At 43.3% G+C, this 21,080-nt stretch carries 20 protein-coding genes; 15 read left to right on the forward strand and 5 right to left on the reverse strand.

What is annotated here, in order from left to right; genetic code table 11:
* The first annotated feature begins 108 nt into the window (after positions 1–108).
* The 5 genes from ACNAV8_RS05555 to ACNAV8_RS05575 are packed head-to-tail and all read left to right on the forward strand — an operon-like array spanning position 109 to position 4,308.
* Positions 109–657: a DUF3261 domain-containing protein gene (locus ACNAV8_RS05555; RefSeq protein WP_245872554.1), complete on the forward strand. Its 549-nt coding sequence runs from the start codon at positions 109–111 to the stop codon at positions 655–657.
* Between the two features lie 8 nt (positions 658–665).
* Positions 666–1,886 carry a beta-ketoacyl-ACP synthase gene (locus tag ACNAV8_RS05560; RefSeq protein WP_103855160.1) on the forward strand — a complete coding sequence of 407 codons (1,221 nt, stop codon included), beginning with the start codon at positions 666–668 and terminating at the stop codon, positions 1,884–1,886.
* A complete protein-coding gene (locus ACNAV8_RS05565) occupies positions 1,879–2,334 on the forward strand; it encodes an ApeP family dehydratase (RefSeq protein ID WP_103855161.1) in 456 nt (151 codons plus the stop codon). Before ACNAV8_RS05560 ends, ACNAV8_RS05565 begins: the two co-directional genes overlap by 8 nt.
* Complete coding sequence (gene fabG / locus ACNAV8_RS05570) at positions 2,331–3,059, forward strand: 3-oxoacyl-ACP reductase FabG (protein ID WP_103855162.1); 729 nt, start codon at positions 2,331–2,333, stop codon at positions 3,057–3,059. The genes ACNAV8_RS05565 and fabG overlap by 4 nt, the downstream gene beginning before the upstream one ends.
* A 10-nt stretch (positions 3,060–3,069) precedes the next feature.
* Positions 3,070–4,308 carry a beta-ketoacyl-ACP synthase gene (locus tag ACNAV8_RS05575; RefSeq protein ID WP_219827886.1) on the forward strand — a complete coding sequence of 413 codons (1,239 nt, stop codon included), beginning with the start codon at positions 3,070–3,072 and terminating at the stop codon, positions 4,306–4,308.
* A 351-nt stretch (positions 4,309–4,659) separates the two neighbouring features.
* Here the strand turns inward: ACNAV8_RS05575 and ACNAV8_RS05580 are convergent, their stop codons facing one another.
* Together ACNAV8_RS05580 and iolB are read right to left on the reverse strand one after the other, a co-directional pair.
* Entirely contained in the window at positions 4,660–6,123 is a 1,464-nt protein-coding gene (locus tag ACNAV8_RS05580; protein ID WP_103853672.1) for a catalase, read from the reverse strand.
* 201 nt (positions 6,124–6,324) lie between these two features.
* On the reverse strand, positions 6,325–7,158 hold the full coding sequence (gene iolB, locus ACNAV8_RS05585) for a 5-deoxy-glucuronate isomerase (protein ID WP_103855163.1): 834 nt from the start codon (positions 7,156–7,158) through the stop codon (positions 6,325–6,327).
* 242 nt (positions 7,159–7,400) lie between these two features.
* Between iolB and ACNAV8_RS05590 the strand changes: the two genes are divergently transcribed.
* Together ACNAV8_RS05590 and ACNAV8_RS05595 are read left to right on the forward strand one after the other, a co-directional pair.
* Entirely contained in the window at positions 7,401–8,909 is a 1,509-nt protein-coding gene (locus tag ACNAV8_RS05590; RefSeq protein ID WP_415777362.1) for a CoA-acylating methylmalonate-semialdehyde dehydrogenase, read from the forward strand.
* 60 nt (positions 8,910–8,969) lie between these two features.
* The gene (locus ACNAV8_RS05595) at positions 8,970–10,106 is read left to right on the forward strand and encodes a Gfo/Idh/MocA family protein (RefSeq protein WP_415777364.1); all 1,137 of its coding nucleotides are present in this window, start codon (positions 8,970–8,972) and stop codon (positions 10,104–10,106) included.
* A 73-nt stretch (positions 10,107–10,179) separates the two neighbouring features.
* Here the strand turns inward: ACNAV8_RS05595 and pnuC are convergent, their stop codons facing one another.
* A complete protein-coding gene (gene pnuC / locus ACNAV8_RS05600; protein WP_103855165.1) occupies positions 10,180–10,860 on the reverse strand; it encodes a nicotinamide riboside transporter PnuC in 681 nt (226 codons plus the stop codon).
* 246 nt (positions 10,861–11,106) lie between these two features.
* Between pnuC and rapA the strand changes: the two genes are divergently transcribed.
* From rapA to ACNAV8_RS05640, 8 genes are all read left to right on the forward strand, one after another.
* Positions 11,107–14,001 carry an RNA polymerase-associated protein RapA gene (gene rapA, locus ACNAV8_RS05605; RefSeq protein WP_415777366.1) on the forward strand — a complete coding sequence of 965 codons (2,895 nt, stop codon included), beginning with the start codon at positions 11,107–11,109 and terminating at the stop codon, positions 13,999–14,001.
* Positions 14,001–14,660, forward strand: a complete 660-nt coding sequence (gene rluA / locus ACNAV8_RS05610; protein WP_103855166.1) for a bifunctional tRNA pseudouridine(32) synthase/23S rRNA pseudouridine(746) synthase RluA — start codon at positions 14,001–14,003, stop codon at positions 14,658–14,660. Before rapA ends, rluA begins: the two co-directional genes overlap by 1 nt.
* A gap of 93 nt (positions 14,661–14,753) precedes the next feature.
* Positions 14,754–15,320 carry a Der GTPase-activating protein YihI gene (gene yihI / locus ACNAV8_RS05615; RefSeq protein WP_103855167.1) on the forward strand — a complete coding sequence of 189 codons (567 nt, stop codon included), beginning with the start codon at positions 14,754–14,756 and terminating at the stop codon, positions 15,318–15,320.
* 3 nt (positions 15,321–15,323) lie between these two features.
* Complete coding sequence (locus ACNAV8_RS05620) at positions 15,324–15,758, forward strand: DUF2489 domain-containing protein (protein WP_103855168.1); 435 nt, start codon at positions 15,324–15,326, stop codon at positions 15,756–15,758.
* A gap of 9 nt (positions 15,759–15,767) precedes the next feature.
* Positions 15,768–17,135, forward strand: a complete 1,368-nt coding sequence (hemN, locus tag ACNAV8_RS05625; protein ID WP_103855169.1) for an oxygen-independent coproporphyrinogen III oxidase — start codon at positions 15,768–15,770, stop codon at positions 17,133–17,135.
* 185 nt (positions 17,136–17,320) lie between these two features.
* Positions 17,321–18,103, forward strand: a complete 783-nt coding sequence (locus ACNAV8_RS05630; RefSeq protein WP_103855170.1) for an amino acid ABC transporter substrate-binding protein — start codon at positions 17,321–17,323, stop codon at positions 18,101–18,103.
* Between the two features lie 22 nt (positions 18,104–18,125).
* On the forward strand, positions 18,126–18,809 hold the full coding sequence (locus ACNAV8_RS05635; RefSeq protein ID WP_228516272.1) for an amino acid ABC transporter permease: 684 nt from the start codon (positions 18,126–18,128) through the stop codon (positions 18,807–18,809).
* Between the two features lie 9 nt (positions 18,810–18,818).
* The gene (locus tag ACNAV8_RS05640; protein ID WP_103855172.1) at positions 18,819–19,568 is read left to right on the forward strand and encodes an amino acid ABC transporter ATP-binding protein; all 750 of its coding nucleotides are present in this window, start codon (positions 18,819–18,821) and stop codon (positions 19,566–19,568) included.
* Positions 19,569–19,734: 166 nt separating this feature from the next.
* Here the strand turns inward: ACNAV8_RS05640 and fis are convergent, their stop codons facing one another.
* A complete protein-coding gene (gene fis, locus ACNAV8_RS05645) occupies positions 19,735–20,034 on the reverse strand; it encodes a DNA-binding transcriptional regulator Fis (RefSeq protein WP_103855173.1) in 300 nt (99 codons plus the stop codon).
* A complete protein-coding gene (dusB, locus tag ACNAV8_RS05650; RefSeq protein ID WP_415777367.1) occupies positions 20,015–21,013 on the reverse strand; it encodes a tRNA dihydrouridine synthase DusB in 999 nt (332 codons plus the stop codon). Before dusB ends, fis begins: the two co-directional genes overlap by 20 nt.
* Positions 21,014–21,080: the final 67 nt, after the last annotated feature.

Consider the following 21,080-nt stretch of genomic DNA (forward strand, 5'->3'; position numbering starts at 1 on the left):
AAAATAGATAGAAAATTAAAGTGCGGTGGGATTTTTGCGTGTTTTTCCAAATTCGTTGGTGCATAGCATCAGGTTCTCGTTTTTCTGTGAATTGAAATAAAAAGAAATATGCTACAATCGAAAAAATCAAAAAAAACAACCGCACTTAATATGATGATAAAAAGAATGAATCAATGGCGAGCTGGGTTTATTGCTGTTGTGCTATGTGGTTTGATGGGCTGTCAGAATTTGCCGCAACCGCAAGATTTTCCAGCGAATACGCCAGCGAGCCAATTATTTAAAATTGAACGGCAAGATGAGCAAAATCTCTCACAGCAACAAAGTTTACTTGCCTTACAATATCAGCCTAAACAATGGCGTTGGGTGCAAACCGATCCCCTTGGTGCGCCCTTAGCACGGGCGATTTTAACGCCGCAAGGCTGGCAAAATGATGGTTTTGTAATGCCAAATCCACAAGCGAAGTGGTTATTTTCTGCGATCGCAACGGCGTTATATCCAGACGCTCCGCTTTTTCCATTTAGCGCAGTGGAAATGCAAGGTAAACAACGAGTTTATTTTATTAATCACAAACCAGTGTGGTCGATTGAAGGGCAATTCCCTGCGTGGAAAATTGATTTAACCGACCACAGCCACTGGCGTGTAACGTTACTAAATTAAGGAATAATGTGAGTAAATTGTATTTATCGCAACCTGCGGTGGTAAGTAGTTTAGGCGAGGGGCTGGCAGCCCATATTTCAACCTTATTATTAGGCGCACCTTCTACATTAAGTTTGTGTGATACGCCATTTAGCGAAAATGGGCTGTCAGACAATGCTCGAATGTATGGTGCGGTGAATGTGCCACTTCGCCCTTTTCAAGATACTGTTCCTGCCGAACATCGTAGCCGTAATAATCAACTTTTGTGGCATTGTTTAGCCCAGCTAGAAACGCAGATTGAGCAAGCCATTCAGACGTTCGGCAAACATCGCATTGCGGTGGTGGTGGGGACATCCACCACAGGCGTAGATGAAAACATTGAAGTATTTAAGCAAGCAGCGGAACATCAAGATTGGTCGAAAGTTCCTTTTAAACAGCAACAACAATATTTTTCAGCACCCGCAGATTTTGTCGCGTGGCAATATGGTTTGAATGGCTTATGTTATGGCATTTCCACCGCTTGCACGTCTGGGGCAAGAGCCTTAATGAGTGCGGCACGATTATTGAAAAATAATCTATGTGATGCGGTGATTTGTGGCGGTGTGGATACCTTATCGCCTTTAACCATTAAGGGCTTTCAATCCTTGTCTGTGTTATCTGATCGCCAAACGAATCCGCTTTCAGCAAATCGTAAAGGGATTAATATTGGCGAGGGCGCAGCAATGTTTGTGCTGTCCAAACAACCTTTAGGGCAATCGGTGGAATTATTAGGTTATGGCGCGAGTAGTGATGCGTATCATATGTCTTCCCCACACCCCGAGGGGGAGGGAGCGATTGCGGCATTTCGTGCCGCTTTAGCAAATAGCCAGCTTGTGGCAGATGAAATCGGTTGGATCAATTTGCACGGCACAGGCACAATCCATAACGATCAAATGGAAATTTTAGCAGTGCATAATGTGTTTGGTGAAAATACCCCTTGCACCACAACAAAACCTTACACAGGGCATACATTAGGCGCTGCCGGCGCAGTAGAAGCCGCGATTTTGTGGGGAATGATTCATTCTGATTTCAATCCCGAGGGGAAATTGCCTCCACAATTATGGGACGGCGAGCCCGATCCTGCCTTACCAAAAGTTGCGATTACAGACGATAACAGCCGTTGGACGCATAGAAAACGCATTGGTGCAAGCAGCTCCTTTGCTTTTGGCGGCAATAATACGGTGATCATTTTGGGAGAAAGTGATGTTTGATTTAACCTGCCCGATTACCCATATTGCACCACTTTTGCCACATAGCGGTGAAATGGTGTTATTACAACAAATTGATGAATTTGGAGAAGATTTTCTCATTGCGCAAGCGCAGGTAAGTGCGGAGCATATTTTGCTAAAAAATGGCAAACTAGCAAGTTTTGTAGGGGCTGAAATTATGGCTCAGGGCATTGCGGCTTGGGCGGGTTGTAAATGTGTTCGAGCAGGTCAGCCTATTGGGCTAGGTTATTGGCTTGGTACAAGAAAATTACATATTTATCAGCAAAATATTCCTGTTGGCAGCACATTAGAAATTCGCATTCAGCGCTCTCTTGAAGATGACACTGGCTTTGGCGTATTTGATTGCCAACTGCGAAATAAAAATACGAATGAACTGATTATTGAAGGGACGCTGAATGTATTGCGTCCACCAAAAGAGAAAAGAGTATGACAAATAGCGTATTAATTACAGGCTCTAGCCGGGGTATTGGCAAAGCCATTGCGTTACAGCTGGCGCAATCAGGCTTTGATATTGTATTGCACTGCCGTAGTCGAGTGGCAGAAGCACAAGCAGTGGCAGAACAAATTCGAGCAATGGGACAACATGTACGCATTTTGCAATTTGATGTGAGTGATCGTGATGACACCGCCCAAAAATTACTGGCTGATGTTGAGCAATTTGGGGCTTACTATGGCGTGGTGCTCAATGCAGGATTAACCCGAGATAATGCCTTTCCTGCATTAACCGATGAAGATTGGGATATTGTGTTACGTACTAATTTAGATGGCTTTTACAATGTTCTTCACCCCATTATGATGCCGATGATCCGCCGCCGAAAAGCAGGGCGAATTGTGTGTATCACATCCGTGTCTGGCTTAATTGGAAATCGTGGACAAGTGAATTACAGTGCCTCAAAAGCAGGGATTATTGGCGCTGCCAAAGCCCTTGCTGTGGAATTAGCAAAACGTAAAATCACGGTAAATTGCGTTGCTCCAGGGTTAATTAATACAGAAATTTTAGACGAAAATGTGCCTGTTGAAGAGATTCTCAAAGCCATTCCCGCTGCAAGAATGGGTGAACCTGAAGAAGTGGCACACGCAGTAGATTTCTTAATGAATGAAAAAGCAGGCTATATTACTCGCCAAGTGATCGCCGTAAATGGCGGATTATGCTAAGGAACAAATGATGAAACGAGTTGTGGTAACAGGTGTTGGCGGTATTACCGCATTTGGGCGTGATTGGGCGAGCATTAAGCAAGCCTTCGCAAAACAAAAAAATGCGGTGCAAACTATGGATTGGGGCAGGTTAGACGGAGAAATTGAATCTCGTCTTGGCGCACCGATCAACAACTACACACCGCCAAGCCATTGGAATCGTAAGCAGTTACGCAGTATGGGGAAAGTGGCTCGGCTTTGTGTTGATGCTGCTGAAATGGCGCTAACAAATGCCGGTTTATTGCAAAATGGCGAACTGGATCCTTGTGTACTCAATGGCAATATGGGGGTAGCAAGTGGTTCATCATCAGGTAGCACTAAAGATATTCAAGATCTTGGCTTAATGATGGCAGGCTATCCGAACACCAGCAGTGCCAATACTTATGTGCGAATGATGCCCCATACCACAGCGGCAAATATCGGCATTTTCTTTGGCTTAAGCGGACGCATTATTCCCACCTCCAGCGCCTGCTCATCAGGCAGCCAAGGCATTGGTTATGCCTATGAGGCGATCAAATATGGAATGATCCCAATGATGTTAGCTGGAGGCGGTGAAGAATTCTGCCCTTCACAAGTTTATGTGTTTGATTCCCTTTACGCCGCAAGTCGTCGTAATGACCAACCGCAGCAAACACCGCGCCCTTATGATCAGGATCGTGATGGCTTAGTGATTGGTGAGGGCGCTGGGATCTTAGTCTTAGAAGAACTTGAACACGCGAAAGCGCGTAATGCAACAATCTTAGCGGAAGTCGTAGGCTATGGCGCAAATAGCGATGGTAGCCATATCACGCGTCCGCAAAAAGAAACGATGCAACGCTGTATGGAATTGGCTTTAAAAGACGCAGGCTTACGTCCTGAGCAAATTGGCTATGTAAATGGACACGGCACCGCCACAGAACAAGGTGATATTGCAGAAACCCTTGCCACCGCCGCTTTATTTGGTAACGTACCGCTTAGTTCTCAAAAAAGCTATCTTGGACACACACTCGGTGCGTGCGGTGCATTAGAATCTTGGTTCTCCATTGAAATGATGCGAGATAACTGGTTTGCCCCAACGCTTAACCTAGACAATATCGATCCACGTTGTGGTGAGTTAGATTATATCCGCCACGCCGCAAGAGAAATTCACACAGATTATGTGATGAATAATAACTTCGCCTTTGGCGGAGTGAATACGTCGCTTATTTTTAAACGCTGGACGGAAAACTAAGCCTGTAGTGGATATTTAGAAATAGAATTTTCTGTAGCCCACAAAAATTCAATGATTTTCAACCGCACTTATTTTTATACGAAAAAATAAGTGCGGTTGAATTTTTGTAAATTTTTCTCTTTGAAGAAAATATTAAGCAACGGATTAATTCTTTTTATATTAAGTAAAAAATGCCTGTTTATTATCGTGGAAAATATCAGTTTCATTAACCTTTCCTACGATAAAAAAATCATTTTATTGAAGAGATTCGATACAAGAAAATAAAAAGCACCTAGTTAATCTCCCCCCTTGTGTTAAATTATTTAATTCAACTTTTAGTGGGCAATAAAACAAGGTGCTTTTATTGTAGGACTATGCCCAACCTAACGCTTTCTTAATGCCTTCACCATAGGCTGGATCGCACTTGGTGCAGTTGTCGATATGACGTTGCTTGATGAAATCAGGGGCATCGCCCAAGGCGCGTGCGGTGTTTTCAAAAAGCACTTGCTTTTGTTCTTCAGTCATTAGCTGGAACAACGCGCGAGGTTGGCTGAAGTAATCTGCATCATCTTCGCGATAATCCCAGAAATCCGCATCACCAGTGATTTTCAATGGTGGTTCTTTGTATTGCGGCTGCTCTTGCCATTGGCTGAAGCTATTTGGCTCATAATGCGGCAGGCTACCATAGTTTGCGTCCACACGTCCTTGACCATCGCGGTGGTTACTGTGTACAGGGCAACGCGCACGGTTTACAGGGATTTGCTGATAATTCACGCCTAAACGGTAACGCTGTGCGTCTGCATAGTTGAACAAGCGCGCTTGTAGCATACGGTCTGGTGATACGCTAATTCCCGGTACTAAATTGCTTGGTGCAAACGCAGATTGTTCTACATCTAAGAAGAAATTTTCTGGATTGCGATTGAGTTCAAACTCACCTACTTCAATTAATGGATAATCTTTTTTCGGCCATACTTTGGTGAGATCGAAAGGGTGATAAGGCACTTTTTCCGCGTCTTTTTCTGGCATAATTTGCACAAACATCGTCCATTTCGGGAAATCACCACGTTCAATGGCTTCATATAAATCACGTTGGTGGCTTTCGCGATCTTTACCGATAATCGCTTCAGCTTCAGCGTCGGTAAGATTTTTAATGCCTTGCTGTGTGCGGAAGTGGAATTTCACCCAAAAACGTTCATTTTCCGCATTGATGAAGCTATAAGTGTGCGAGCCATAGCCGTGCATATGACGATAACTTGCCGGGATACCGCGATCGCTCATCACGATAGTTACTTGATGGAGCGCTTCTGGTAACAATGTCCAGAAATCCCAGTTGTAAGTCGCTGAACGCATATTGGTGCGTGGATCGCGTTTTACCGCTTTGTTAAGATCTGGGAATTTACGCGGATCACGTAAGAAGAACACAGGCGTGTTGTTGCCCACCATATCCCAGTTACCTTCCTCGGTATAAAATTTTAGTGCGAAACCGCGAATATCACGCTCTGCATCCGCCGCCCCACGCTCACCGGCTACTGTGGTAAAACGTGCGAACATTTCCGTTTTCTTACCAATTTCACTAAAAATTTTCGCTCGGGTATATTTGGTAATATCGTGGGTAACGGTGAATGTCCCGAATGCACCAGAACCTTTCGCGTGCATACGGCGTTCAGGAATCACTTCACGCACAAAGTTCGCTAATTTTTCTTGCAGCCACACATCTTGGGCTAAAAGTGGCCCACGCGGCCCTGCGGTTAAACTGTTTTGGTTATCCACCACCGGCGCACCAAAATCGGTGGTTAAGTGAGTAACCGGACATTTTTTGATTGAATTGTCAGTCATTTTTGTTTCCTTAGTTTAGTTAGTAGGGAGTTAATTGGCATAAATCATAGCAGTATTGGGCTAAACCTGACTAAATGATAATTTGTATTGATTTAATAGGGAGAAGGGGCAAGAGATAGAGAAAAAGTGTGGTGGAAAATTTGTGATTTTTCATCTGCCGCTCAAATTTACACCACACTTGATTTCAAAGTGATATATTTCTTACTCAAAAAACTTATCAGCATACTCCTGGCTGTTAATCCATTGGTGATCTTTTTCCCAAGTAAACCGCCATTTGCGAACAGGGCCGGCCATAACATTGAGATAATAGTTGTTATAACCCGCAATAGTGGCAACTGGGTGATAGCCTTTTGGCACTTGCACTACATCGCCATCATAGACTGCCATACATTCATCTAAGCTTCGATCATTGGTATAGACTCGTTGCAAGCAGAATCCTTGAGCGGGTTCAAAACGGTGGTAATAGGTTTCTTCTAAATAAGTTTCAGTTTCACTATTTTTTTGATCATGTTTATGGCTTGGGAATGAACTGGTGTTTCCCTCATCGGTAAATACTTCCACAACTAATAAGGCATCAGCGGGTTCTGTTTCAGGCAGAATATTGTGCACAAGGCGTTTATTATTGCCGAATCCACGTTGTTCAACACCCACTTCTGCTGGTGTGATTAAACGTACTGGTAAATTACCTTCACTTGGCGCACGGCAAACCGCTAATTCTAAATAAGTTTCTGCTTGGATTTCAACTTGGTGATGATGTGGCACATAAAGAGAATAAGGCGGAATACGGTCGAAAGGAGATTGGCGGTTACCAATATGTTCGAATATTTGCCCTGCTGTCGAAATGGTGCATTTTCCAGCCAAAACCACAAAACACACTTCGGTATTTTCTGTATCAAAGCTCAAATTTTGATTAGGCTGTAAGTGATAGCATTCAAACCCAACATATTCCCAATTGGCGCTCTTAGGGGTTACTCTCTGTACTAAACCATTAGGAGCTGGATTTTGTTTGGCTGACTTTGACAATAAATAGCTCATATTCACCTCTCATTGAATTAATTAGGTAGTTTTCGTCCAAATCATAGATCAGATAGCGGAAGGTTGTCAGAAAAAATTATCAAATATCCAACGTAGATCACAAAAATGAAATAATTATTTCATTATTTGGTAAAGTGAATTGAAAAATTTATTTCATTATTCTAATCTAGTGTACAACTTAAATTTGTGCAAAGCACAATCAGATGAATCATTCATTTCACTTTTAGGTTAAGGAGCAAAGAATGGAAACTGTTTTAAATTTTATTAATGGAAAACTGGTTGAAAGCCAAGGCGAAAAAGTATGGCCAATTTTTAATCCTGCGACAGGAAAACAAATTCGCCAAGTGCGTATGAGTACTGAAGCGGAAGTGCTGGAAGCTGTTGAGGTGGCACAAAAAGCATTCCCTGAGTGGGCTGCGACTTCGCCATTACGTCGAGCAAGGGTGCTCTTTAAGTTTAAAGAATTATTACAGCGTGATTGGGATTCATTAGCACGTTTAATCACTGAGGAACATGGTAAAGTTTATTCTGATTCTTGTGGTGAGTTAACTCGTGGTTTGGAAGTGGTTGAATTTGCCTGTGGGATTCCGCATTTGCTTAAAGGTGAGTTCTCGGAGCAAGCAGGGCGAGGTATTGATATTCATTCCACAATGCAACCTTTGGGAGTTTGCGTTGGTATTACGCCATTTAACTTCCCTGCGATGGTGCCAATGTGGATGTTCCCGATTGCACTAGCTTGTGGTAATACCTTTATTTTGAAGCCTGCAAAAACTGACCCTTCACTTTCTATTCGCCTTGCTGAATTATTAAAAGAAGCAGGCTTGCCAGATGGTGTGTTTAATGTAGTACATGGAGATCGTCATGATAATGAAATTTTATTGCGTGAGCCTCGTGTGAAAGCGATAAGTTTTGTGGGCTCAACAACAGCGGCAGAATATGTGCATAAAGTTGGTTCTGAGTATGGTAAACGTGTACAAGCACTTGGTGCAGCGAAAAATCACGGTTTGGTAATGCCTGATGTGGATATTAATGCGACCGCAGATGCGTTACTCGGTGCAGCTTTTGGGGCGGCAGGTGAACGTTGTATGGCATTACCAATTGCAGTAACCATTGACGATGAAACAGCAGATAAATTAGTGGCTGCGCTAAAACCAAAAGTAGAAGCTTTACGTTATGGACCAGGTATTCCAAAAGAAAGCGAAAAAGAAATGGATTTTGGACCGCTCATTACGCAGCAACACCTCAACAACGTAACCAAATATATTGATAAAGGTGTAGAAGAGGGTGCTACTTTAGTCGTGGATGGACGTAATAAAAAACCAGCCGGCTATGAAGAGGGTTTCTTTATCGGAGGTACGTTATTTGATCATGTTACTGAGGATATGGTTATTTATAAAGAAGAGATTTTTGGTCCTGTGCTTGGCATTGTTCGTGCGAAAAATTTTGAAGATGCAATGCGTTTAATCAATGACCATCAATTTGGTAATGGCGCAGCTATTTTCACTAATAGCGGTGCTGCAGCTCGGGAATTTTCATATCGCGTCCAAGCTGGAATGGTTGGGGTGAATATTCCAATTCCAGTTCCGATGGCATTCCATTGCTTTGGTGGTTGGAAAGGTTCAGCTTTTGGGGCATTAAATGTGTATGGTCCAGATGGTGTGCGTTTCTACACTAAAATGAAAACTGTGACAACACGTTGGCCAGAACAAAATATGGATTCTCAAGCAGCATTCAGTATGCCAACCTTATAATAAAAAATAAAAGAGATTTCTGCGATGGAAATCTCTTTTTTCTTGCGTAAGGAAAAAGAAATGAAAAAAGTAAGAATTGGATTAATTGGCACAGGATATATTGGACGTTGCCATGCTATTGCTTATGCTCAAGCACCTACGGTTTTTCCGCTAGACGCGGAGCTAGAATGCGATTACCTAGCAGAAATCACACCTGAGTTAGCAGCTCAAAAGGCTAAAGAGTTTGGCTTTAAGCGTTCTACAGGAGATTGGCGTGATGTGGTACAAGATCCCAATATTGATGTAGTAGATATTTGCACCCCAAACTTTTTACATAAAGAAATTGCATTAGCTGCAATTGAGCAAGGTAAACATGTTTATTCGGAAAAGCCTCTTGCTTTAACTGCAGAAGATGCCAAATTAATGTATCAAGCCGCACAAAAAGCAGGAGTAAAAACCCTTGTAGGGTTTAATTATATTAAGAACCCAACTACTCAACTTGCGAAAGAAATCATAGAGCGGGGAGAAATTGGAGAGATTGTTCATTTTTATGGAACGCATAATGAAGATTATCTCGCAGATCCTAATACACCACGAGATTGGCATTGCATTCGTGAAAAAGCAGGGTTAGGGGCGTTAGGCGATCTTTCCGCGCATATTATACAAATGTCGCAATATCTTGTAGGTAGCCAAATTCAACGCGTGGTTGGAGATATGGAAACGGTAATAAAAATGCGCCCTAACCCGCAAAATTTAAATGAACAGCTTCCTGTTGAAAATGAAGATCAAGCCACCGCAATCGTACGTTTTGCTAATGGTTGTATGGGGACAATTGAAACTTCTCGAATTGCGTGTGGACGCAAAATGGGACTAAGTTATGTCATCACAGGAACAAAAGGCACAATCAGCTACACGCAAGAAAGAATGGCAGAACTGAAATTGTATCTCCACACAGATGAACCAGCACGGCAAGGTTTTAAAACCTTACTGACAGGCCCACACCACCCTGATTATAAGCATTTTTGTGTAAGCGCTGGACATGGTATTGGTTTCAATGATCAAAAAACGGTGGAAATTCGTGATCTTATTAATGCCATCACAAATAATCAGCCAATGTATCCTGATTTTGAAGAAGGATTTAAGGTTTCTCGAGTGCTTGATGCAATTGCAATGTCCTGTCAGGAAAAGCGTTGGGTTAATGTGGAGGAGGTAGCTTAATTTCCCGTTAGCTTTAAAAACAAAAAAACTTGGCAATTATGCCAAGTTTTTATTTTTAAAGTGCGGTCATTTTTTACGAATTTTTCGCTAACTTGGACCAGTTGTAATAGCCGTATAACGAGTTAAGCAAATAAGCGCCGAACATTAAATACATTGCTGGGGTGTCAGCCCAGAGAATGATAGAAAGGATATTGATGATAATCCATAAGATCCATTGTTCGCTATAACGCAAAATCATCAATAATTGTGCTGCAATAACCAGCACGGTGGTGAGGCCATCTAAGCCGATAGAATTGCCGTCTGTTGTTTTTAAAATGCTGATAAAGGCAATAGAACCCAGTACTACAAGGCTGATTAGGGTGGCCCAACCTTTTACGGTAAGAAATTTAGCGATTACCGTTTCGCTTTGTTCTGTGCTGTTACGCATATTTTCTTTCCATAAGAAATAACCGATAAATTGCGCAGGAATATAAACATAAAGGGTCGTGGTCATTTCGCCATAAAATTTGTTGTCTAACGACACATAGAAATAGCTATAAGCAAAAATTAAACCGAAGAAATAGTTACTGATTTTCCCTTTGCCCACAAACACCACGCATAAGATACCTGAAATCCCTGCAAGCGCCTCTAACCAAGACACGGGCGATTGTGCATAGGCGTAAAGCTGTGCAGCAATAAATAAGAAAAGCCAGACGACTTCAAAAGGTTTCCAGCCGCCAAAAAATTCATTTTTAAGAGTTTGAGAAAAACGCATAGCATTATCCTTAATAAGTGAAATAAAAACCTTGCGATTTTTGCACCGCACTTTTAAAAAGTCAAGGATAGGCTACATTTTTCTTTTTATTCTGTGATTTATGTTGTATTTTTGTTGTATATATTTTCATTTCTTTTTCACTGTAAGATCGTTAAAATAGCCGCCCTTTTTCGTAATAAAATCTTCGCTAAATGGCTTGTTATCAGCATACGCCATTTAGCTATAACAATAATAAGAGTAAATTTTATGTCCTTTATAGTTGGTCAGCGTTGGATTAGTGAAAGTGAAAATGATCTTGGCTTGGGCGTGGTTGCGGAAGTCAATTACCGTACGGTTACGCTAAATTTTCCTGCCGCCGAAGAAATTCGTATTTATGCCTTAGATAATGCCCCGTTAGTGCGCGTGGTTTTTCAAGTGGGTGATGAAATTCGTCATAAAGAGGGCTGGCAGGGCAAGGTGCTTGAAGTGTTAGATCATAATGGGCTGGCGTTCTATTTGGTGCAAAAAGAAGATGGGCAAGAGGCGATGTTGCAAGAGGCGGAACTCAGCTCGCAAATCACCTTCAGCAAGCCACAAGAGCGTTTATTTGCGGGGCAAATCGATCGGGCTAGCCATTTTGTATTGCGTTATCGAGCGTTGCAACAGCGTCAAGCCCAATTTCAATCACCGTTACGCGGGTTGCGTGGCATTCGTGGCGGCTTAATTCCGCACCAGTTGCACATCGCCAAAGAAGTGGGACAGCGAATTGCTCCGCGTGTTTTGCTCGCTGATGAAGTGGGACTGGGGAAAACCATTGAAGCGGGTATGATTTTGCAACAGCAACTTTTTGCTGAAAAAGCGGAACGCGTGCTGATTATTGTGCCAGAAACCTTGCAACATCAATGGCTTGTGGAAATGCTCCGCCGTTTTAATTTGCATTTTTCCTTGTTTGACGAAGAGCGTTGTGCGGATTTTGATGGGCTTGATGGGGGCGTGGCGAGCAATCCATTCAAAACCGAGCAACTGATTATTTGTGCGTTGGATTGGCTGGTGCAAAAACCAAGACGCGCCGAACAGCTTGCCAACGCGGATTTTGATTTGCTTATTGTGGACGAAGCCCATCATTTGGCGTGGTCGGAACAAGCGCCAAGTTTGGCTTATCAAATTGTCGAGCAGTTGGCGAGCCATATTCCTACCGTATTATTGCTGACGGCAACCCCTGAACAATTAGGGCAAGAAAGCCATTTTGCACGCTTGAAATTGCTCGATCCCGATCGCTTTTATGATTACAGCGCTTTTGTGCAAGAACAGCAGCATTATCAACCAGTGGCTGAAGCTGTGAATGGATTGTTAAGCGAGCAGCCATTAAGCACGCAAGAAGAAAAACATATAGCGGAATTGCTGTCTGATCAAGATATTAGCGGATTATTAGCGGATCTTCATCATAGCGAGAAAAAAGTGCAAGCGCGTGAAACCTTAGTAGAAAATCTGCTCGATCGCCACGGCACCAGTCGTGTGTTATTTCGTAATACCCGCCAAGGCATGAAAGGCTTCCCATTGCGTCATTATCACGAAATCACCTTGCCAATGCCAAAGCAATATCGCAATGCGATAGGCGTGCTGAAAATGCTTGGTGAAGTGAAAACCAGCGATTTATTTTACCCCGAGCAGATCTTCCAGAAAATGAACCCTGATGCCGCTTGGTGGGATTTTGATCCGCGTGTGGAATGGCTGATCGACTTCTTACAATCTCACCGCGAAGAAAAAGTGTTGGTGATTTGTCATCAAGCCAAAACCGCCATTCAGCTAGAGAAAGCCTTACGCGAAAAAGAAGCCATTCGCAGTGCGGTGTTCCATCAAAATATGTCTATTGTAGAACGGGATAAAGCCGCGGCTTATTTTGCTCAACAGGAAGAGGGCGCGCAGGTGTTGCTCACCTCAAGCATTGGCTCTGAGGGGCGAAATTTCCAATTCACTCATCATTTGGTGCTGTTTAACTTGCCTGATAATCCCGATTTATTGGAACAGTGCATAGGGCGTTTAGATCGCATCGGGCAAAAACAAGACATCGAGATTTACGCCCCTTGCTTTGCTGACAGCCCGCAAGTGTTGCTCGCCCAGTGGTATCATCAAGGCTTGAATGCGTTTGAAGAAACCTGTCCGATGGGCGCAACCTTGTTTGAAAAGCGCGGTGCAAAATTGCAAGATTTTTTACAGCATAATGAACAGAATGCGGCGTTTGATGAATTTGTTGCTCAGACCCGAACCGAGCGTGATGCCTTAAAAGTGCAGCTTGATCAAGGTAGAGATCGTCTATTAGAAATTAATTCTAACGGTGGCGAACAAGCCCAAGCCTTGGCCGCAGCCATTGCGGAGCAAGACGGCTCAAGCGAATTAATCAATTTTACCTTAAATTTATTTGATATTATCGGCGTGGAGCAAGAAGATCTCGGCGAGAAAAGCATCGTTATTCACCCCACAGGCACAATGCTGGTGTCAGATTTCCCTGGCTTAAAAGAAGAAGGCTTAACGGTAACCTTTGATCGCAATTTAGCCGTGGCGCGCGAAGATGTTGAGTTTCTCACTTGGGATCACCCAATGATTCGCAACGGCATTGATTTGATTACCGATGGCGATATTGGCAAAACTGCCGTATCATTGCTCATCAATAACGATCTGCCAGTGGGATCGCTGTGGCTTGAGCTGATTTATATTGTCGAAGCCCAAGCTCCACGCGGCTTGCAACTTACCCGTTTCCTTCCGCCGACACCGGTGCGATTGCTGATCGATGGCAAGGGCAATAATTTAGCGGAAAAAGTGGGCTTTGAGCTGTTGCAAAAACAACTCAAGCCGATGGGCAAACAAATGGCAAGCAAAGTGCTGAAAATGTTGCGTCCTGCCATTGAGCAATTATTGCAAGCGGGCGAAAAACACATTGGCGACACCGCCCAACAGCTTATCACACAGGCCCAACAGCGGGCGGAGCAATGCCTTGATAGCGAGCTAACCCGTTTGCAGGCGTTAAAGCAGGTGAATAAAAACATTCGCCAAGATGAAATTGACACATTAAGCACGCAACGTAGCCAAATTCTTGAGCATTTGCATAATGCCTCGTGGCGATTGGACAGCCTGCGTGTGGTCATCAGTAATAAGAGTAAATAATGGCATTAATTGATTACAATCCCCCGCAAGAACCTTGGTTAGATGTGATCTATCACGACAACCATATTTTATTGGTAAATAAGCCGAGCGGTTTGCTTTCCGTGCCGGGTAACCAACCGCAATATTACGACAGCGCAATGTCGCGCGTAAAAGAAAAATATGGTTTTTGCGAGCCGGCGCACCGTCTTGATATGGCAACCAGTGGGATTTTGCTGTTTGCAATGAGCAAGCTGGCAGATAAAGAACTCAAGCGCCAGTTTCGTGAACGTGAGCCGAAGAAATCTTATCAGGCACTCGTTTGGGGGCATTTAGCGCAAGATAGCGGCACGGTGAATTTGCCGCTGATTTGCGATTGGGAAAACCGCCCGCGACAAAAGATTTGTTTTGAACTTGGCAAAAGTGCGGTAACAAAATTTGAAATTTTACAACGCCTCCCCAATAACAGCACAAGGGTAAAGCTTACCCCAATTACGGGGCGTTCGCACCAATTACGCCTACATATGCTTGCCCTTGGCCACCCTATTTTAGGCGACAAATTTTACGCTCATCCGCAAGCGAAAGCGATGTCGCCACGTTTGTGTTTGCACGCACAATCCTTACAAATTCGCCACCCTTTAACGGGCGAAATAATGGATTTCACGGCAGATGTACCGTTTTAATTCGTTCTAACCAATCACAGAAATAATGCGGAGAATTGGCGATTTAATGCTACAATTCTCCCCAATTCATTTTTACCAAATAGTAGAGAAATTATGTCCCGTCAAAAGAAAACACGCCGTATTACGGATATTATGCCAACACGCAAGGCGGATAAACCCGCGCAAAGCGCCCCTGCTGGGCGCGGGCGCAAATTGACACGTTATGAATTAGATGCCAAAGCCCGTGAAGAAAAAAGAAAGAAAAAGCACAAAGGCTTAGCGGCAGGGTCGCGTCATAGTAGCCAAGGGGAAAATAAACCCTTGGAGCAAAATCAGGTGCAAGATCCCCGCGTTGGTAGCCGTAAAAAAATCCCGTTAGTGGTGGAATTTGTCAATAAACCTGAAAAAGGAATGACTATTCCGCCTGTGGAAGTTACAAAACCAAAAGCCCTTGATCCTATGGTGGAACTTGAACAGCTTGAAAACAACGAATGTTTAAATGATTTGTTGGATCAGCTTGAGGCAGGCAAAACCTTAAATGCCAAAGATCAAGCCTTTGTGGACGAATGCCTTGATCGCATCGCTCAATTAATGGACGAACTTGGCATTAAAGATGAAGAAGAAAATGCGGAAGATTTATACCGCACTTTTGAAACCATTGATATTAATCAGTTTAAATAATTTATGTGGATTTATCTTTTACTTGCCCTCGGGCTTTTGATTATTGTGGGAATGGCCGCTTATGCGGTGAAATTATTGCGTGCGTTAAAAAGCCAAAAACAGGCGTTAGAAAATGTACGCTTGGCGCGTGTAAAACGCCTAAAAGAGAGTATTGAGATTATCGCTCGGGCAATGCAAACTGGCGATTGTAATCTTTCTGAAGGCGTGATTCGCCTCAAAATGTTGCTTGATCCGCTAGGCATTAAAATCGCCAGCTATCCCGCGATGGGCGAGCTTTATGAGGTGGTGAAAGAAATGCCAACGCATCAAGCGAGAACCGCATTGAAAAAGAACGAACGTATGCGTTTAGATCTTACCCGTGAGAGTGCGGAGGCGGAGCTTGAGGCAAAAATAACGTTGGAATTAGATCAATTATTGTTGGATATGAAAAATTTTTAGGGGGAGTGAATGACAGGAACGATGTGGGATTCCACGTTAATTCAAAAATATAACTATTCTGGGCCGCGTTACACCTCTTACCCAACGGCGTTAGAATTTAACGAAAATTATACTGAACAAGATTTCCAAGCGGCAGCAGCGCGTTACCCTGACCGTCCGCTTTCTCTTTATGTGCATATCCCGTTTTGTCATAAATTGTGCTATTTCTGCGCCTGTAACAAAATCATTACGCGTCATCAGCACAAAGCGGATATTTATCTTGATTATTTGGAAAAAGAAATCAAAAATCGCGCCGCACTTTTCCGCAATCGCAAGGTAACCCAAGTGCATTGGGGCGGCGGCACACCGACCTATCTCACAGAGCAACAATCCAGCCGTTTAATGGCAATGTTGCGTGAGCATTTTCATTTTGCCGATAACGCCGAAATTAGTATCGAAATGGATCCGCGTAAAATTGAGCTGGAAACCCTCGATCATCTGCGTAAAATTGGCTTTAACCGCATTAGTATGGGCGTGCAGGATTTTAACAAAGCGGTGCAAAAAGCGGTGAACCGCGAACAGGACGAGAACTTTATTCAAGCCTTATTGGAACGGGCAAGAGCCTTGGGCTTTCAATCCACCAATTTGGATTTGATTTATGGGTTGCCATTGCAGAATGTGGAAAGCTTTATGTTCACCCTGCAAAAAGTGATTGAATTAAACCCTGATCGTTTGAGCGTGTTTAACTATGCCCATTTGCCAAGCCGTTTTGCGGGGCAAGCGAAGATTAAAGAGGATCAGCTGCCTGCACCTGAAACCAAGCTCACCATTTTGCAAAAAACCATTGAAACCTTAGAGGGGGCAGGCTACCGCTTCATTGGAATGGATCACTTTGCGAAGCCTGATGATGAACTTGCGATAGCACAACAAAATGGCGTGCTACACCGCAATTTCCAAGGCTACACCACCCAAGAAGAATGCGATTTGCTTGGTCTTGGTGTGTCTGCCATTAGCCTGTTAGGGGATACTTACGCACAAAATCAAAAAGAGCTAAAACATTATTACGCAGATATTGAGCAAAAAGGCACCGCACTTCACAAAGGCTTTGTGATGAGCCAAGAAGATTGCTTGCGCCGTGATGTTATCAAACAGCTAATTTGCAACTTCAAACTGGATTACGCCCCATTTGAGCAGCAATATGGCATTGATTTCAAAACCCATTTTGCGGAAGATTTAGAATTGCTCGCGCCCCTTGCCGCAGATGGCTTAATTGAAATTGGCGAAAAAGGATTACAGGTTTCCCCTGTTGGACATTTGCTGATTCGCAATATTTGTTTGTGTTTTGACACCTACTCAAGACAACAAGCCAGACGCCAACAGTTCTCGAGAATTATTTAATCTCAAATAATCCGCTCAAAAGATTGTTTTGGGCGGATCAATGGTGGGCTTGAAAGTATTGTGCTAGTCAAAGAAATTCTGCATATTTAACTTTTTTATAACATATTCCTTTAAGTTATTTGTAAATCCTTTTGTTTCTTTTACAATGCTTGGCACTTAACGAAATCTATTCAAAGGAGAATATTATGTTGAAAAAATTAGCATTTTTTTCCACCGCACTTTTAGCGATTACTACCGCAACCCAAGCCATTGCAGCGGAAAGTTTGATTGAACGTATCAACAATAAAGGGACGATTACCGTCGGCACAGAAGGCACTTACGCTCCTTTCACTTACCACGATGCCAGCGGTAAATTAACGGGCTATGATGTGGAAGTTACCCGTGCCGTTGCGGAAAAACTCGGTGTAACTGTTGATTTTAAAGAAACCCAATGGGACGCAATGCTTGCGGGCTTAAAAGGCGGACGCTTTGACCTTGTAGCAAACCAAGTGGCACTCACCACCCCAGAACGCCAAGCAACCTTTGATAAATCTGAGCCTTATAGTTGGTCTGGTGCGATGTTATTGGCTCGCCAAGATGAAAATCGTCTTCACAAAGTAGAAGATGTGAAAGGCTTAAAAGCAGCACAAACCCTCAGCTCAAACTATGGTGAGCTTGCAGTGAAATACGGTGCAGAAATTGTGCCGATTGATGGAATGGCACAAGGCTTATTGCTAATTCAACAAAAACGTGCTGATGTAACCTTTAATGATTCTTTAGCCTTATTGGATTATTTGAAGAAAAACCCAAATTCAGGCTTAAAACCATTTTGGGAATCCGCAGACAAAGTGGGGGCGGGCTTCGTTGTAAATAAAGGCAACGAGGAAGCACTGGCGAAAATTAGTGCAGCCATTGAAGAACTTCGTAATGACGGCACATTGAAAAAACTTGGTGAACAATTCTTCGGTAAAGATATCAGTGTTAAATAATTTCTTAGCTTCCTTACCCTTTATGACCGATGCTCGTGCTGAGCTGGTGATAAATGGTTTTCTCCCAATGGTTAAAGCAGCGGTATTGGTTTCAATACCGCTTGCTGTTGTTTCTTTCTTTTTTGGAATGATTATCGCGGTGGGCGTGGCGTTATTACGCGTTACCCCTGTCAATGGCTGGTTGCACCGTATTTTGTTGGCGATTGCGAAAGTCTATATTTCGATTATTCGCGGTACGCCAATGTTGGTGCAAATTTCTGTGGTATTTTACGGCTTGCCAGCGCTGGGCGTGTTTATCGATCCCATTCCTGCGGCGATTATTGGCTTTTCCCTCAATGTGGGGGCTTACGGTTCAGAAACCGTGCGTGCGGCCATTCAATCTGTGCCGAAAGGACAATGGGAAGCGGGCTATACCATCGGTATGACTTATATGCAAACTTTCCGCCGCATTATTGCCCCGCAAGCTTTCCGTGTTGCCGTTCCGCCGCTGAGCAATAGTTTTATCGGCTTGTTTAAAGATACCTCTTTGGCTTCTGTGGTAACCGTAACTGAAATGTTCCGCGTGGCGCAACAAATTGCCAATTCATCTTACGATTTCTTGCCTGTGTATATTGAAGCAGGTTTGGTGTATTGGTGTTTCTGTTTCGTGCTGTTTATCATTCAAGCGCGGGTAGAAAAACGTTTAGATCGCTATGTGGCACGATAGGGGAAGGCAATGATCAAAGTACGCAATATTCATAAAACCTTTGCTGATAATCCGGTTTTAAAAGGGGTTGATCTGGATATTCATAAAGGCGAAGTGGTGGTGATTCTGGGGCCTTCTGGTTCGGGAAAAACCACGTTTTTACGTTGTTTGAATGCCTTAGAATTACCCGAAAAAGGCACGATTGATTTTGCTGAAAAAAATCCGCTTTATGTGGATTTTGCCAGCCCTGATATTCAGAAAAAAATCCTGCCATTACGCCGTAAATCAGGAATGGTGTTCCAACAATACAACCTATTTCCGCACAAAACCGCGTTGGAAAATATTATGGAAGGTCCTGTGCAAGTGCAAAAGCGCGATGCGAAAATTGTGCGTCAAGAAGCGGAAGCGTTGCTTGCGAAAGTGGGCTTGTTAGATAAGAAAGATCTTTACCCTTACCAACTTTCAGGCGGCCAGCAACAGCGTGTCGGCATTGCTCGCGCCCTTGCCATTCAGCCTGAACTAATGCTATTTGATGAGCCAACTTCTGCGCTTGATCCTGAATTAGTGCAAGATGTGTTAAACACGATGAAGGAACTCGCTAACGAAGGCTGGACAATGGTGGTGGTTACCCACGAAATCAAATTTGCACTAGATGTGGCAGATGTGGTGGTGGTAATGGACGGTGGGGTGATTGTGGAACAAGGCTCACCGCAAGAATTGTTCGCTCACCCTAAACACGAACGTACCAAAGCCTTTTTACATCGCTTGAAATCAGAATAATGAGGGCATCACTGTACAACTAAGGTGCGGTGAAAAGTTTTATTAAATAAAGCCGATGAGCAATCATCGGCTTTTTCTTCGCTATTTCTAGAGAGAAAAATGTCGCAAAAAAACACCGCACTTTATTTATTAAGTGCGGTGTAATTTTATTCAGAATCTGAAATTATCAGCCCATACCGTATTTTTTTAATTTTTTGCGTAATGTGCCACGGTTAATGCCAAGCATTGTTGCTGCACGAGTTTGATTACCGCGAGTATATTGCATAATCATATCGAGCATAGGGTGTTCAACTTCCGATAAAACTAATTCATAAAGATCGTCCACATCTTGACCATCTAATTGAGCTAAATAATTTCTGATCGCTTGTTTCACAGAATCACGAAGTGGTTTGTTTGTTACTTGAGATTGTGAATTTAATACTGAAACAGTCAGAGCTTCAGCTGGATTACGTTGTTGTTCTAACATTGTTGTCTTTATCCAATAAAATCAAATTAAAAAATTCTTCCAATGCCGTTATTTGCGCTTTCGCATTGGTAATGGCATTAAAAGTCTGTCTAAAACTGGAATTAGGTTGAATTCCCTGTAAATACCAAGCAACGTGCTTGCGTGCAATGCGATACCCCTTTTCTTCGCCATAAAATTGGTGAAGTTCTTGAATATGTCGCAAAATAACACCGCACTTTTCTTGTAAACTTGGTGTTGAAGTTGTTGAGCCGTTTTCCACTAGCCCAGCCACAGATTGAAAAATCCACGGCTGACCTAGCGCACCACGCCCAATCATTATTGCATCAGCACCGGTGTAATCAAGCACCGCTTGGGCTTTTTGTGCCGATGTAATATCACCATTGGCAATCACTGGAATAGAAACCTGCTGTTTCACCGCTTTAATGTTGTCGTACTCGGCTTCGCCCTCAAATAAACATTCACGAGTTCGCCCGTGAATGGTGAGCGCTTGTACACCTGCTTGTTCGGCAATTTTCGCGATTTCCACGCAGTTTCGATTTTGTCGATCCCAGCCTGTTCTAATTTTTAGTGTTACAGGCACGTCCACAGCACGCACCACTGCTTCAAGAATTTGTTGCACTAAATCAGGATATTGTAAAAGGGCAGAACCTGCCAATTTACGATTTACCTTCTTTGCAGGACAGCCCATATTGATGTCAATAATTTCTGCCCCATAGCCCACATTCACTTGCGCGGCTTGTGCCATTTCCTGCGGATCAGATCCAGCAATTTGCACAGCGTTAATGCCTACATCTTGATGATAAGCAAGACGTTGTTTCGATTTTTCTGTATGCCATACGCGCGGATTGCTTGCCATCATTTCTGAAAAGGTCAATCCTGCCCCATAGTTCGCACAAAGGCGTCTAAAAGGTTGGTCGGTAATCCCTGCCATTGGCGCAAGCAAAATACGGTTTTTTAATTGATAATCACCAATTCGCACTGCGCTACCCCTAACAAGTTACTACCTTTTAACACACAATCTATCGCCAGCCCCAATGGGCAAGGCG

This window comes from Avibacterium endocarditidis, from assembly GCF_965138825.1.
Lineage (GTDB): Bacteria > Pseudomonadota > Gammaproteobacteria > Enterobacterales > Pasteurellaceae > Avibacterium > Avibacterium endocarditidis.